The sequence below is a fragment of the Streptomyces brevispora genome (assembly GCF_007829885.1).
Taxonomy (GTDB): Bacteria; Actinomycetota; Actinomycetes; order Streptomycetales; family Streptomycetaceae; genus Streptomyces; species Streptomyces brevispora.
Map to the genome: position 1 here is coordinate 4,909,432 of NZ_VIWW01000001.1, position 14,107 is coordinate 4,923,538.

Consider the following 14,107-nt stretch of genomic DNA (forward strand, 5'->3'; position numbering starts at 1 on the left):
CTACGTGCCGAGGGCCTTTCACCCCTCCCGGTAGGCTGGCGCGCGCACGGTGCGCAACCGCGAATCAGGGGGACCAGACACGTGAGTACGACTGCGGCGACCGGCTTCTGCCGTGTCACTGTCGTGGCGCCCGACAGCCGGATCGACGTCGCACTGCCCGAGGACATCGCCGTCGCCGACGTCTACCCGGAGATCCTCCGCCTCACCGGCCGGACCCAGACCGTCGGCACCCCCACCGGACACCACCTCGTACGCCGCGACGGCACGGTCCTCGACAGTGCCAGGACCCTCGCCGCCCAGCAGGTCCTCGACGGCGAACTCCTCCTGCTGCGCCCCTTCGCGCTCTCCCTGCCGCCCGCCGTGTTCGACGACGTCTCCGACGCCGTCGCCTCGGCCGTCAGCCGCGACCGGCACCTCTGGAGCGACGACCTGCTGCGCGGCGCCGGTCTGGCGGGGGCCGTCACCCTGCTCGTCCTGATGAGCTCCGTCCTCTGGTCCGCCGACCCGGTCCGCCACGACATGCACGGCCTGCCCGGCGTCGTCGCGGGCTTCGCGGGAGTGCTGCTCACCGCCTTCGCGGGGGTGCGCGCCCGGGTCTACGCCGACCGCGCCGGCGCCGTCGCGACCGGCCTCGGCGCACTGCCCCTCGTCCTCGTCGCGGGCTCCGGCATCATCGGGCCGGACGCCGGCCAGGGCTCCGGCAGGCTGCAGTTCCTGCTCGGCTGCGTCGCCGTACTGATCGCCTCCGTCGTCCTGGTCGCCCTGACCCCGAGCGGCGACGCCCCGTTCGTCGCGACGACCTTCCTCGCCACCATCGGCACCCTGGCGGCCTTCGTCGCGATACTCACCGAGACCTCCGCGACCGGAACCGCCGCCGTCTGCGCCCCGGCCGGCCTCGGACTCGTCGCCTTCCTCCCCGGCCTCTCCGCCCGCTTCGCCCGGCTGCCCATCGGATACGCCGCGCCGCGCTCCGCCCCGGGCGGCCACGGGGACCACTTCGGCAACCCGGACGCCCGGCCCGGCACCCCCGTCCCGCCCGTCGACGCCGACGGCATCGCGGACCGGGCCCGCCGCGGCCACGAGCTGCTGCTCGGCCTGGCCGGCGGATGCGCGGCCGTCGTCGTCGTGGCCGCCGCCGTACTCGGCTTCTCCGACAGCGACTGGGGCCGGCTCCTCGCCCTGGCCTCAGGACTCGCGCTGCTGCTGCGCGCCCGGCTCTTCCGCTACACCGCGCAGATCGCCTGCCTGCTGGCGGCGGGCATCGGCGCGGTCGCCCTGCTGATCCTCGGCCTCGCGCTGAACCCGCCCGCAGACCTGCTGGACGAGCTGACCCGGTACGGCGACCGCGGCTCCCTCGACCTCCGTACGATCTGGCTCTCCGCAGCCGTCGCCGCGGGCGCCGCCCTGCTCATCGCGGTCGCACTGATCGTGCCGCGCAAGGGCCTCTCCCCGTTCTGGGGCCGGCTCCTGGACCTCACCGAGAGCGCGCTCCTGCTCTCCCTGGTCCCGCTCTGCCTGGCGGTCCTCGACGTCTTCGCCAGGGCCAGGGCCCTCACCGGCTGAGGCCCGTAGGGGGCGCTCCGAACGGCTGGTAGTCTGGCTGTGGCCGTTTGTGTACGCGTTCCCGGTTGACTCTGGGGGCTGCGCTCATCGGACCTTCGCTCCCGAGTCACACAAGCCCCCCTGAGATCAAGACCAGGGGCACTCGTGGGCGCATCGAACACCTAGAGGAGTACCGCGTGCCGCTCGACGCCGCTACGAAGAAGCAGATCATGACCGAGTTCGCGCAGAAGGAGGGCGACACCGGTTCCCCCGAGGTTCAGGTCGCCATGCTTTCGCGCCGGATCTCGGACCTGACGGAGCACCTCAAGACGCACAAGCACGACCACCACTCCCGTCGTGGTCTGCTGATCCTGGTCGGCCAGCGTCGCCGCCTCCTGCAGTACCTGGCCAAGAAGGACATCCAGCGCTTCCGTGCGCTCGTCGACCGCCTCGGCATCCGCCGTGGCGCGGCCGGCGGCGCCAAGTAAAGACGCTGTGAAGGGGAGCGGTGCCCACATCCACGGGGCCGCTCCCTTTGCCGTATGTGCGGGACTGGGGTCAAGCTCAGTAACCTGGACGTACAACACCAGACGAGGAGAGGCGCCCCACGCCGCCGCCGGTCCTCGGTAGTGGCCCCCGGGACAACGCCCGGGAGCTTCGATCGAAGACCGGCCCCGCACACACGGTGCGCCTCTCCGCACCGTCCTGCGCCACACGGGCGACAGGACGAAAGACGACGAGTATGGAGAAAACACTAGTGGAGAACGAGACCCACTACGCCGAGGCCGTTATCGACAACGGAACCTTCGGCACCCGCACCATCCGCTTCGAGACGGGCCGCCTTGCCAAGCAGGCCGCCGGCTCCGCCGTCGCGTACCTGGACGACGACACCATGGTGCTGTCGGCCACCACCGCTTCCAAGCGGCCCAAGGACCAGCTCGACTTCTTCCCCCTCACGGTGGACGTCGAGGAGCGGCAGTACGCGGCCGGCAAGATCCCCGGCTCCTTCTTCCGCCGGGAGGGCCGCCCCTCCGAGGACGCGATCCTCACCTGCCGCCTGATCGACCGCCCGCTGCGCCCCTCCTTCAAGAAGGGCCTGCGCAACGAGATCCAGATCGTCGAGACGATCATGGCGCTCAACCCCGACCACCTGTACGACGTGGTCGCGATCAACGCCGCCTCCGCTTCCACGATCCTGGCGGGCCTGCCCTTCTCCGGCCCCATCGGCGCCACCCGCGTCGCCCTGATCAAGGGCCAGTGGGTCGCCTTCCCGACGCACACCGAGCTCGAGGACGCCGTCTTCGACATGGTTGTCGCCGGTCGCGTCCTGGAGGACGGCGACGTCGCGATCATGATGGTCGAGGCCGAGGCCACCGAGAAGACCATCCAGCTCGTCCAGGACGGCGCCGAGGCCCCGACCGAAGAGGTCGTCGCCGCCGGTCTGGAAGCCGCGAAGCCCTTCATCAAGGCGCTCTGCAAGGCCCAGTCGGACCTCGCCGCCAAGGCTGCCAAGCCCACCGGCGAGTTCCCGGTCTTCCTCGACTACCAGGACGACGTCCTGGTGGCGCTCACCGGCGCCGTCAGCACCGAGCTCGCCAAGGCGCTCACCATCGCCGGCAAGCAGGAGCGCGAGGCGGAGCTGGACCGCATCAAGGAGATCGCCGGCGAGAAGCTGCTCCCGGCCTTCGAGGGCCGCGAGAAGGAGATCTCCGGTGCCTACCGCGCGCTGACCAAGAAGCTGGTCCGCGAGCGCGTCATCAAGGACAAGGTCCGCATCGACGGCCGCGGCGTCACGGACATCCGTACGCTCGCCGCCGAGGTCGAGGCCATCCCGCGCGTGCACGGCTCGGCGCTCTTCGAGCGTGGCGAGACCCAGATCCTGGGCGTCACCACCCTCAACATGCTCCGTATGGAGCAGCAGCTGGACACCCTCTCCCCGGTGACCCGCAAGCGCTACATGCACAACTACAACTTCCCGCCGTACTCCGTCGGTGAGACCGGCCGCGTGGGCTCGCCCAAGCGCCGCGAGATCGGCCACGGCGCGCTCGCCGAGCGCGCCATCGTGCCGGTGCTGCCGTCGCGCGAGGACTTCCCCTACGCGATCCGCCAGGTCTCCGAGGCGCTGGGCTCCAACGGCTCGACGTCCATGGGCTCGGTCTGCGCCTCCACCATGTCGCTGCTGAACGCCGGTGTGCCCCTCAAGGCCGCCGTCGCCGGCATCGCCATGGGCCTGATCTCGGAGGAGATCGACGGCAAGACCCACTACGTCGCCCTCACCGACATCCTCGGTGCCGAGGACGCGTTCGGTGACATGGACTTCAAGGTCGCCGGTACGAAGCAGTTCGTGACCGCGCTCCAGCTCGACACCAAGCTCGACGGCATCCCCGCCTCGGTCCTGGCCGCCGCGCTGAAGCAGGCCCGTGACGCCCGCCTCCACATCCTCGATGTGATGAACGAGGCCATCGACGTCCCGGACGAGATGTCCCCCAACGCCCCGCGGATCATCACCGTCAAGATCCCGGTGGACAAGATCGGTGAGGTCATCGGCCCCAAGGGCAAGATGATCAACCAGATCCAGGAGGACACCGGCGCCGACATCACGATCGAGGACGACGGCACCATCTACATCGGTGCCCAGCAGGGCTCGCAGGCCGAGGCCGCGCGCGCCACGATCAACGCGATCGCCAACCCGACCATGCCGGAGGTCGGCGAGCGCTACCTGGGTACGGTCGTCAAGACCACCACCTTCGGTGCGTTCGTCTCCCTGATGCCCGGCAAGGACGGCCTGCTGCACATCTCGCAGATCCGCAAGCTCGCCGGTGGCAAGCGCGTGGAGAACGTCGAGGACGTGCTCGGCGTCGGCGCCAAGGTCCAGGTCGAGATCGCCGAGATCGACTCCCGTGGCAAGCTCTCGCTGATCCCGGTCGTCGAGGGTGAAGAGGACGAGAAGAAGGACGACGCCGCCAAGTGACGTCCCGTAGTTCCGTGACGACGGCCCGCACCTCCTCGGAGGCGCGGGCCGTCGCCCGTACCCAAACGCTTCTCAAGGGCACCAACGGCATCGGCACCGTCCGCCGCACGGTACTTCCCGGCGGCCTGCGGATCGTCACCGAGACCCTGCCCTCCGTACGCTCCGCCACCTTCGGCATCTGGGCCAACGTCGGATCACGCGACGAGACCCCGAGCCTGAACGGCGCGACGCACTACCTCGAACACCTCCTCTTCAAGGGCACCCACAAGCGCAGCGCCCTGGACATCTCCTCCGCCATCGACGCGGTCGGCGGCGAGATGAACGCCTTCACGGCGAAGGAGTACACCTGCTACTACGCGCGGGTCCTCGACACGGACCTGCCGCTGGCCATCGACATCGTCTGCGACATGCTGACCGGCTCGCTGATCGCCCCCGAGGACGTCGACGCGGAACGCGGCGTCATCCTCGAGGAGATCGCGATGACGGAGGACGACCCGGGCGACTGCGTGCACGACCTGTTCGCGCACACCCTGCTCGGCGACACCCCGCTGGGCCGCCCGGTCCTCGGCACGGTCGACACGATCAACGCACTGAACCGCGACCAGATCGCCCGCTTCCACAAGAAGCACTACGACCCCACGCACCTCGTCGTCGCGGCGGCGGGCAACGTCGACCACGCCACGGTCGTACGCCAGGTCCGCAGGGCCTTCGAGCGCGCGGGCGCCCTGTCCCGCACCGACGCCGTCCCCACGGCGCCGCGCGGGGGCTCGCGCACGCTGCGCACCGCGGGCCGGGTCGAACTGCTGGGCCGCAAGACCGAGCAGGCCCACGTCGTCCTCGGCATGCCGGGCCTGTCCCGCACCGACGAGCGCCGCTGGGCACTCAGCGTGCTCAACACCGCCCTCGGCGGCGGAATGAGCTCCCGCCTCTTCCAGGAGGTACGGGAGAAGCGCGGCCTCGCCTACAGCGTCTACTCGTACACCTCGGGCTTCGCGGACTGCGGGCTGTTCGGGGTGTACGCGGGCTGCCGTCCCAGCCAGGTCCACGACGTCCTCAAGATATGCCGCGACGAGCTCGACCGCGTCGCGTCGGACGGACTGAACGACGAGGAGATCGGCCGCGCCATCGGGCAGCTCTCCGGGTCCACGGTCCTCGGCCTGGAGGACACCGGCGCGCTGATGAACCGCATCGGCAAGAGCGAACTGTGCTGGGGCCAGCAGATGTCGGTCGACGACATGCTGGTCCGAATAGCGCAGGTCACGCCGGACGACGTCCGGTCGGTGGCGGCCGAGATCCTCGGACACCGCCCCTCGCTCTCCGTCATCGGCCCGCTCAAGGACAAGCAGGCCGACCGCCTCCACGAGTCAGTCGCCTAGCCACCTAGTCACCCCGAAAGAAGTAAGCATGAGCAAGCTGCGCGTAGCCGTTCTCGGCGCCAGGGGCCGCATCGGCTCCGAAGCGGTACGAGCCGTCGAGGCCGCCGATGATCTGGAGCTGGTGGCCGCACTCGGCCGCGGCGACAAGCTGGAGACCCTCGCGGACACCGGCGCCCAGGTCGTCGTCGAGCTCACCACCCCCGCCTCGGTGATGGAGAACCTCGACTTCTGCGTCCGGCACGGCATCCACGCGGTGGTCGGCACCACCGGCTGGACCGACGAACGGCTCGCGCAGCTGAACACCTGGCTCTCCGGCTCGCCGGGAACCGGTGTGCTCATCGCCCCGAACTTCTCCATCGGCGCGGTCCTCACGATGAAGTTCGCGCAGCAGGCCGCCCGCTACTTCGAGTCGGTCGAGGTCATCGAGCTCCACCACCCGAACAAGGTGGACGCCCCCTCCGGCAGCGCGACCCGCACCGCCCAGCTCATCGCCGAGGCCCGCCACGAGGCCGGCTGCGCTCCCCAGCCCGACGCCACCACGACGGCACTGGACGGCGCGCGGGGCGCGGAGGTCGACGGGATCCCGGTCCACTCGGTCCGGCTCCGAGGCCTGCTGGCCCACCAGGAGGTGCTGCTCGGGGGCGAGGGCGAGACCCTCACCATCCGGCACGACTCGCTGCACCACAGCAGCTTCATGCCGGGCATCCTGCTCGGCGCACGGCGCGTGCCGACCGCCCCGGGCCTCACGTTCGGCCTGGAAAACTTCCTCGACCTGAACTGACTGAGCCCACCGCCATGCGCGCAAAGATCACTTACGTCGTCACCGCTGCCGTCCTGGTCTTCTACTTCGTCCTGGCCGGCAGCCGTGGCGTCCTGCTCATCCGGCACGGCACGCTGCTCACGGTGACCTTCGGGGTCGCCGTGCTGATCCTGCCGCTGATCGGCATCTGGTTCCTCTGGAAGAACACCCAGTTCGTCCGGCGGGCCAACGCCCTGGCCGCCGAACTCGACGCCGAGGGCGGGCTGCCGGTCGACGACCTGGCCCGTACCCCGAGCGGCCGCATCGACCGCGACTCCGCCGACGCGGCGTTCGCAAGCCGGCAGGCGGAGACGGAGGACACGCCGGACGACTGGCGCTGCTGGTTCCGCCTCGCTGTCGCCTACCAGGACGCCCGGGACACGCCACGGGCCCGCAAGGCCATGCAGCGAGCCATCGCCCTGCACGGCAGCCCGGCGGGCACATCAAGCCCGTCCGGCGTCTGAGGACAGAAAAAGAGCCGTCCGGTGGCTGGGGAAACCCTCAGCCACCGGACGGCTCCGCCTACTGCTGCCGGTACTCGTCCCCCCAGGCCTCAATCGTGTCCGCAGCCCGGTCGAACGCCTCGCCCCGCGTCAGGAAGTCCGCGTTGGAGTCCGTGAGCAGCGGCGGCACCGCGTCGCCACCTCTGCGGACGACGATCAGGGCCTGACCCTGAACCGTCCGGGGGAACCCGAGCCACTTCACCGGCTGCTGCACCGTACGGACCGCGGTGGCACGGTTCCACGGCACGGTCGTCGTCCGGAAGAAGCCGACACGGCGCACACCGTGCCGGCTCACCCAGGCGCCGATCCGCAGTATCCGCAGGGCACAGATGATCACCGCGAGTGCGAGCGCGAAACATGCGCCCGCCCCGGGCATCGCCCCGGCGAACGCGGTGATCATCCCCGCGAACAGGATGAACGAGGCAAGCAGCAGCAGGGTGGCCGCGGCAGCGACCCGCCACGGTCCGGGGCGGTAGGGGCGCCGCCAGCTGTCGTGGTCGTCGAACGGCAGCGCGACGTCCTCAGCGCTCGCGTCAAACGCGCGGTCGGCCGTCAGAAAGGGCAGGGGCACGACTGATCCTCACTCACAAGCACGCTCGATTGCTGTGCCCGGTGAGGCTACCGAGGAGGTGACCGGCCCTACCACCCCAGGGGGCCCGTACGGGTCAGTGCCCCGTCGCGGCCTCGGTCTGCTGGCTGTGCGCCGGCGAGTGTTCGGATGACAGGGCGGGAAGGCCGAACAGCAGCGATCCGGCGAGTCCGGCGATCACCGCGAGCCCGACGAGGCCGCGGCCCGCCAGTTCGGAGCCGGTGGTGCGCTCCCGGGGCGGGGGAGTGACGTTACTGCGGAATCGGTCGGCCTCGGCCACGAACGAGAACGGGACGGCTTCACGCCGGCGGAACATGAGGAAACTCTCCTTGAACTCTGTTTCGGGTGGTGCTATTGAGTCAGACGCACGGCGAGCCCGATCGGTGCCCCGAATTGCCGAATTGGTCGAAAGAATCCTCGAAAGGGCGGTGCCGACCGCGTTGTCAGTGGCGGCCCGTAGAGTGGGCGCCGCCCGAGCGACGCCATTGGAAGGACCCCCGCCGGTGACCGAGACCCCCGAGCCCGCAAAGCCCAGCTTCCGCAGCGATGTCACCGTTGACCTGGTGAAACATGCCGCAGGCGACTCCGATGTGCTGTTCGCCGCCCGTGTCTCCACGGCCGGTGAGCAGTCCCTGGAGGAGGTCACCAAGGATCCCGAGCGCTCCAAGGGGCTCATCAACTACCTGATGCGGGACCGGCACGGAAGCCCGTTCGAGCACAACTCGATGACCTTCTTCATCAGCGCCCCGATCTTCGTCTTCCGCGAGTTCATGCGGCATCGCGTCGGCTGGTCGTACAACGAGGAATCGGGCCGTTACAGGGAGTTGCAGCCGGTCTTCTACGTCCCGGGGGAGTCTCGCAAGCTCGTCCAGCAGGGCCGTCCCGGCAAGTACGAGTTCGTCGAGGGCAGCGGGGCCCAGCAGGAGCTCACCGGCCGCGTCATGGAGGACTCCTACCGTCAGGCGTACGAGGCCTACCAGGAGATGCTTGCCGCAGGCGTGGCCCGCGAGGTGGCCCGCGCGGTTCTCCCGGTCGGCCTGTTCTCCTCGATGTACGCCACGTGCAACGCCCGCTCGCTGATGCACTTCCTCGGCCTGCGCACCCAGCACGAGCTGGCGAAGGTTCCGTCCTTCCCGCAGCGCGAGATCGAAATGGTCGGCGAGCAGATGGAGGCGCAGTGGGCGGAGCTCATGCCGCTCACCCATGCAGCGTTCAACAAGAATGGCCGGGTCGCCCCATAGGCGGTGTCCGTATTGCGGCGTTTCGAGAAGTTCATCTAGGCTGATCAAACGGACCCGGCACTGCTTGAACCCCCGAGCAGGCAGTGCCGGGCTCCTATCGCTTGTCCCCCCGAGGGGGCACCCGGCGTCGAGCAACGAGTAGCGTGTTACCCATGGCTCCGATCTCCACTCCACAGACCCCCTTCGGGCGGGTCCTCACCGCTATGGTCACGCCCTTCACGGCGGACGGCGCACTCGACCTCGACGGCGCCCAGCGGCTCGCCACCCATCTGGTGGACGCAGGCAACGACGGCCTGATCATCAACGGCACCACCGGCGAGTCCCCGACCACTAGCGACGTGGAGAAAGACCAGCTCGTACGGGCTGTGCTGGAAGCAGTGGGAGACCGGGCGCACGTGGTCGCCGGCATCGGGACCAACGACACCCGCCACAGCATCGAACTCGCCCGTACGGCCGAGCGCACCGGCGCGCACGGCCTCCTCGCGGTGACGCCGTACTACAACAAGCCGCCCCAGGAGGGCCTCCTGCGGCACTTCACGGCGATCGCGGACAGCACCGGCCTGCCGGTGATGCTGTACGACATTCCGGGCCGCAGTGGTGTGCCGATCGACACGGAGACGCTGGTCCGGCTCGCCGAGCACCCGCGCATCGTGGCGAACAAGGACGCCAAGGGCGACCTCGGACGCGCCAGCTGGGCCATCGCCCAGTCGGGCCTCGCCTGGTACTCCGGTGACGACATGCTGAACCTGCCGCTCCTCTCGGTCGGCGCGGTCGGCATCGTTTCCGTCGTCGGCCATGTCGTCACCCCCGATCTGCGGGCCCTCGTCGAGGCCTTCCTCGGCGGCGACGTCCACAAGGCCACGGAGATCCACCAGAAGCTGCTGCCCGTCTTCACCGGCATGTTCCGCACCCAGGGCGTGATCACCACCAAGGCCGCGCTGACCCTTCAGGGCCTTCCCGCGGGCCCGCTGCGGCTCCCCCTGGTGGAACTCTCCGCACACGAAACGGCGCAGCTCAAGATCGATCTCGCCGCCGGTGGGGTACAGCTGTAACCACAGACTTCACAACTGAATACGCGAAGAACACTCGCAAGAGGGCAACACCCCAAGACAACAGCAAGTGCACGAATGACATGCGCGCCACGTGCCCAAGCGGTACGTGGCGCGTGTGGTAAGGAGAGTCTTTTGAGTCATCCGCATCCTGAACTCGGCACCCCGCCGAAGCTCCCGAAGGGCGCCCTGCGGGTCACCCCGCTGGGCGGCCTCGGCGAAATCGGCCGCAACATGACGGTCTTCGAGTACGGCGGCCGCCTGCTCATCGTCGACTGCGGCGTGCTCTTCCCGGAGGAGGAGCAGCCCGGAATCGACCTGATCCTTCCGGACTTCACGACCATCCGGGACCGTCTCGACGACATCGAGGGCATCGTCCTCACGCACGGCCACGAGGACCACATCGGTGGTGTCCCGTATCTGCTGCGTCTGAAGGCGGACATCCCGCTGATCGGCTCCAAGCTGACCCTCGCGCTCATCGAGGCGAAGCTCCAGGAGCACCGCATCCGTCCGTACACCCTTGAGGTCACGGAGGGCCAGCGCGAGCGCATCGGCGTCTTCGACTGCGAGTTCATCGCGGTCAACCACTCCATCCCGGACGCTCTCGCGGTCGCCATCCGTACCCCTGCGGGCATGGCCGTCGCGACCGGCGACTTCAAGATGGACCAGCTTCCGCTGGACGGCCGCCTCACCGACCTGCATGCCTTCGCGCGGCTGAGTGAGGAGGGCATCGACCTGCTGCTCTCCGACTCGACCAACGCGGAGGTCCCCGGCTTCGTACCGCCCGAGCGGGACATCTCGAACGTCCTGCGCACGGTGTTCGCCAATGCCCAGAAGCGGATCATCGTGGCGAGCTTCGCCAGCCACGTGCACCGCATCCAGCAGATCCTCGACGCGGCCCACGAGTACGGCCGCAGGGTCGCCTTCGTCGGACGGTCGATGGTCCGGAACATGGGCATCGCCCGTGACCTGGGATATCTGAAGGTTCCCGCGGGCCTGGTCGTCGACGTCAAGACCCTCGACGACCTGCCGGACGACGAGGTCGTGCTGGTCTGCACGGGGTCCCAGGGCGAGCCGATGGCGGCCCTGTCCCGGATGGCCAACCGCGACCACCAGATCCGTATCGTCCAGGGCGACACGGTCATCCTGGCGTCGTCGCTGATCCCCGGCAACGAGAACGCGGTCTACCGCGTGATCAACGGTCTGACCCGCTGGGGCGCCAACGTCATCCACAAGGGCAACGCCAAGGTCCATGTCTCGGGCCACGCCTCGGCCGGCGAGCTGCTGTACTTCTACAACATCTGCAAGCCGAAGAACCTGATGCCGGTCCACGGCGAATGGCGCCACCTCCGCGCCAACGCCGAACTGGGCGCCCTCACCGGCGTTCCCAAGGACCACATCGTCATCGCCGAGGACGGCGTGGTCGTCGACCTGATCGACGGCAAGGCCAAGATCGTCGGCAAGGTCCAGGCGGGCTATGTGTACGTGGACGGCCTTTCGGTCGGCGACGTCACCGAGACCTCCCTCAAGGACCGTCGCATCCTCGGTGACGAGGGCATCATCTCCGTGTTCATCGTGGTCGACAGCTCTTCCGGCAAGATCGTGGGCGGCCCCCACATCCAGGCCCGGGGCTCCGGCATCGACGACTCGGCGTTCAGCGCGGTCGTACCGAAGGTCCAGGACGCGCTGAACAAGTCGGCCCAGGACGGCGTGATGGAGCCGCACCAGCTCCAGCAGCTGGTCCGCCGTACGGTGGGCAAGTGGGTCTCCGACACCTACCGCCGGCGCCCGATGATCCTTCCCGTCGTCGTCGAGGTCTGACCCCGACAGGCGCGAACTCCGGAGCGGGGCCCCCGATTTGCATCGGGGAGCCCCGCTCCAGTACGTTTACGTCTCCGCCTCACCGGGAAGCACCACGCACACTTGTGCGCTGCGAGCCTCCCGCAGGGGATGGAAATTCCGACTCAGAACTTCTGATAAAGTCGGGATCGCCGAAAGGCAAGGCCACTTCAACGGCCACCGGAATTCAAATTCGAACCGGAAACGGAACGAAATCGAGTCTGGTAAGGTTGGAACCGCCGGAAAGGGAAACGCGAAAGCGAAGAACTGGAAAGCGAAAATGCGAAACCCGCTTCGACCGGGAATCGGACACGAAAGAGTCTGATAGAGTCGGAAACGCAAGACCGAAGGGAAGCGCCCGGAGGAAAGCCACAGAAAATGTTCTGCGGTGATTACAAAGGAAGCGTCCGTTCCTTGAGAACTCAACAGCGTGCCAAAAGTCAACGCCAGATATGTTGATACCCCGACCTGCTTCGGCAGGTTCGAGGTTCCTTTGAAAGTCCTGGCAGATTCCTTACGGGTCTGGCAGGCAATGCACATAGCGAGGACACAGTGGGCGATCGGTCTTATTCCGACTTGATTGTTCCGCTCTCGTGGTGTCATCCCGATTACGGGAAAACATTCACGGAGAGTTTGATCCTGGCTCAGGACGAACGCTGGCGGCGTGCTTAACACATGCAAGTCGAACGATGAAGCCCTTCGGGGTGGATTAGTGGCGAACGGGTGAGTAACACGTGGGCAATCTGCCCTTCACTCTGGGACAAGCCCTGGAAACGGGGTCTAATACCGGATAATACTTTCCCTCTCATGGGGGAAGGTTAAAAGCTCCGGCGGTGAAGGATGAGCCCGCGGCCTATCAGCTAGTTGGTGGGGTAATGGCCTACCAAGGCGACGACGGGTAGCCGGCCTGAGAGGGCGACCGGCCACACTGGGACTGAGACACGGCCCAGACTCCTACGGGAGGCAGCAGTGGGGAATATTGCACAATGGGCGAAAGCCTGATGCAGCGACGCCGCGTGAGGGATGACGGCCTTCGGGTTGTAAACCTCTTTCAGCAGGGAAGAAGCGAAAGTGACGGTACCTGCAGAAGAAGCGCCGGCTAACTACGTGCCAGCAGCCGCGGTAATACGTAGGGCGCAAGCGTTGTCCGGAATTATTGGGCGTAAAGAGCTCGTAGGCGGCTTGTTGCGTCGGTTGTGAAAGCCCGGGGCTTAACCCCGGGTCTGCAGTCGATACGGGCAGGCTAGAGTGTGGTAGGGGAGATCGGAATTCCTGGTGTAGCGGTGAAATGCGCAGATATCAGGAGGAACACCGGTGGCGAAGGCGGATCTCTGGGCCATTACTGACGCTGAGGAGCGAAAGCGTGGGGAGCGAACAGGATTAGATACCCTGGTAGTCCACGCCGTAAACGTTGGGAACTAGGTGTTGGCGACATTCCACGTCGTCGGTGCCGCAGCTAACGCATTAAGTTCCCCGCCTGGGGAGTACGGCCGCAAGGCTAAAACTCAAAGGAATTGACGGGGGCCCGCACAAGCAGCGGAGCATGTGGCTTAATTCGACGCAACGCGAAGAACCTTACCAAGGCTTGACATATACCGGAAAGCATCAGAGATGGTGCCCCCCTTGTGGTCGGTATACAGGTGGTGCATGGCTGTCGTCAGCTCGTGTCGTGAGATGTTGGGTTAAGTCCCGCAACGAGCGCAACCCTTGTTCTGTGTTGCCAGCATGCCCTTCGGGGTGATGGGGACTCACAGGAGACTGCCGGGGTCAACTCGGAGGAAGGTGGGGACGACGTCAAGTCATCATGCCCCTTATGTCTTGGGCTGCACACGTGCTACAATGGCCGGTACAATGAGCTGCGATGCCGCGAGGCGGAGCGAATCTCAAAAAGCCGGTCTCAGTTCGGATTGGGGTCTGCAACTCGACCCCATGAAGTCGGAGTTGCTAGTAATCGCAGATCAGCATTGCTGCGGTGAATACGTTCCCGGGCCTTGTACACACCGCCCGTCACGTCACGAAAGTCGGTAACACCCGAAGCCGGTGGCCCAACCCCTTGTGGGAGGGAGCTGTCGAAGGTGGGACTGGCGATTGGGACGAAGTCGTAACAAGGTAGCCGTACCGGAAGGTGCGGCTGGATCACCTCCTTTCTAAGGAGCATCTAGATTCCGCAAGGAATCCAGAGCCACTACGTCGGCAAA

At 67.3% G+C, this 14,107-nt stretch carries 11 protein-coding genes and 1 rRNA gene; 10 read left to right on the forward strand and 2 right to left on the reverse strand.

Annotated features, from left to right (window positions below; translation table 11 throughout):
* The first annotated feature begins 81 nt into the window (after positions 1-81).
* The 6 genes from eccD to FHX80_RS22870 all read left to right on the forward strand — a co-directional run bounded on the left by eccD (position 82) and on the right by FHX80_RS22870 (position 7,152).
* On the forward strand, positions 82-1,563 hold the full coding sequence (eccD, locus tag FHX80_RS22845; protein ID WP_145765903.1) for a type VII secretion integral membrane protein EccD: 1,482 nt from the start codon (positions 82-84) through the stop codon (positions 1,561-1,563).
* A 176-nt stretch (positions 1,564-1,739) separates the two neighbouring features.
* Positions 1,740-2,030, forward strand: a complete 291-nt coding sequence (gene rpsO, locus FHX80_RS22850; protein ID WP_018551846.1) for a 30S ribosomal protein S15 — start codon at positions 1,740-1,742, stop codon at positions 2,028-2,030.
* 269 nt (positions 2,031-2,299) lie between these two features.
* Positions 2,300-4,513 (forward strand): polyribonucleotide nucleotidyltransferase, encoded by a 2,214-nt coding sequence (locus tag FHX80_RS22855; protein ID WP_145767444.1) that lies wholly within the window; start codon positions 2,300-2,302, stop codon positions 4,511-4,513.
* Positions 4,510-5,889, forward strand: a complete 1,380-nt coding sequence (locus FHX80_RS22860; protein ID WP_145765904.1) for a M16 family metallopeptidase — start codon at positions 4,510-4,512, stop codon at positions 5,887-5,889. The genes FHX80_RS22855 and FHX80_RS22860 overlap by 4 nt, the downstream gene beginning before the upstream one ends.
* Positions 5,890-5,917: 28 nt before the next feature.
* Positions 5,918-6,670 carry a 4-hydroxy-tetrahydrodipicolinate reductase gene (gene dapB / locus FHX80_RS22865; RefSeq protein ID WP_145765905.1) on the forward strand — a complete coding sequence of 251 codons (753 nt, stop codon included), beginning with the start codon at positions 5,918-5,920 and terminating at the stop codon, positions 6,668-6,670.
* A 14-nt stretch (positions 6,671-6,684) separates the two neighbouring features.
* Positions 6,685-7,152 carry a tetratricopeptide repeat protein gene (locus FHX80_RS22870; RefSeq protein WP_145765906.1) on the forward strand — a complete coding sequence of 156 codons (468 nt, stop codon included), beginning with the start codon at positions 6,685-6,687 and terminating at the stop codon, positions 7,150-7,152.
* A 58-nt stretch (positions 7,153-7,210) separates the two neighbouring features.
* Here the strand turns inward: FHX80_RS22870 and FHX80_RS22875 are convergent, their stop codons facing one another.
* A complete protein-coding gene (locus FHX80_RS22875; protein ID WP_145765907.1) occupies positions 7,211-7,762 on the reverse strand; it encodes a hypothetical protein in 552 nt (183 codons plus the stop codon).
* Between the two features lie 94 nt (positions 7,763-7,856).
* Positions 7,857-8,096 (reverse strand): hypothetical protein, encoded by a 240-nt coding sequence (locus FHX80_RS22880; protein WP_145765908.1) that lies wholly within the window; start codon positions 8,094-8,096, stop codon positions 7,857-7,859.
* 187 nt (positions 8,097-8,283) lie between these two features.
* Between FHX80_RS22880 and thyX the strand changes: the two genes are divergently transcribed.
* The 4 genes from thyX to FHX80_RS22900 all read left to right on the forward strand — a co-directional run bounded on the left by thyX (position 8,284) and on the right by FHX80_RS22900 (position 14,056).
* On the forward strand, positions 8,284-9,021 hold the full coding sequence (gene thyX, locus FHX80_RS22885) for an FAD-dependent thymidylate synthase (RefSeq protein ID WP_145765909.1): 738 nt from the start codon (positions 8,284-8,286) through the stop codon (positions 9,019-9,021).
* A 152-nt stretch (positions 9,022-9,173) separates the two neighbouring features.
* A complete protein-coding gene (gene dapA, locus FHX80_RS22890) occupies positions 9,174-10,073 on the forward strand; it encodes a 4-hydroxy-tetrahydrodipicolinate synthase (RefSeq protein ID WP_145765910.1) in 900 nt (299 codons plus the stop codon).
* 132 nt (positions 10,074-10,205) lie between these two features.
* Complete coding sequence (locus FHX80_RS22895; protein ID WP_123462684.1) at positions 10,206-11,891, forward strand: ribonuclease J; 1,686 nt, start codon at positions 10,206-10,208, stop codon at positions 11,889-11,891.
* A gap of 639 nt (positions 11,892-12,530) precedes the next feature.
* Positions 12,531-14,056, forward strand: a 16S ribosomal RNA gene (locus FHX80_RS22900).
* Positions 14,057-14,107: the final 51 nt, after the last annotated feature.

Coding starts and splice junctions, on each gene's coding strand:
- dapB (WP_145765905.1), top strand. CDS start 5,918: ATGAGCAAGCTGCGCGTAGCCGTTCTCGGCGCCAGGGGCCGCATCGGC.
- FHX80_RS22870 (WP_145765906.1), top strand. CDS start 6,685: ATGCGCGCAAAGATCACTTACGTCGTCACCGCTGCCGTCCTGGTCTTC.
- FHX80_RS22880 (WP_145765908.1), bottom strand. CDS start 8,096: ATGTTCCGCCGGCGTGAAGCCGTCCCGTTCTCGTTCGTGGCCGAGGCC.
- dapA (WP_145765910.1), top strand. CDS start 9,174: ATGGCTCCGATCTCCACTCCACAGACCCCCTTCGGGCGGGTCCTCACC.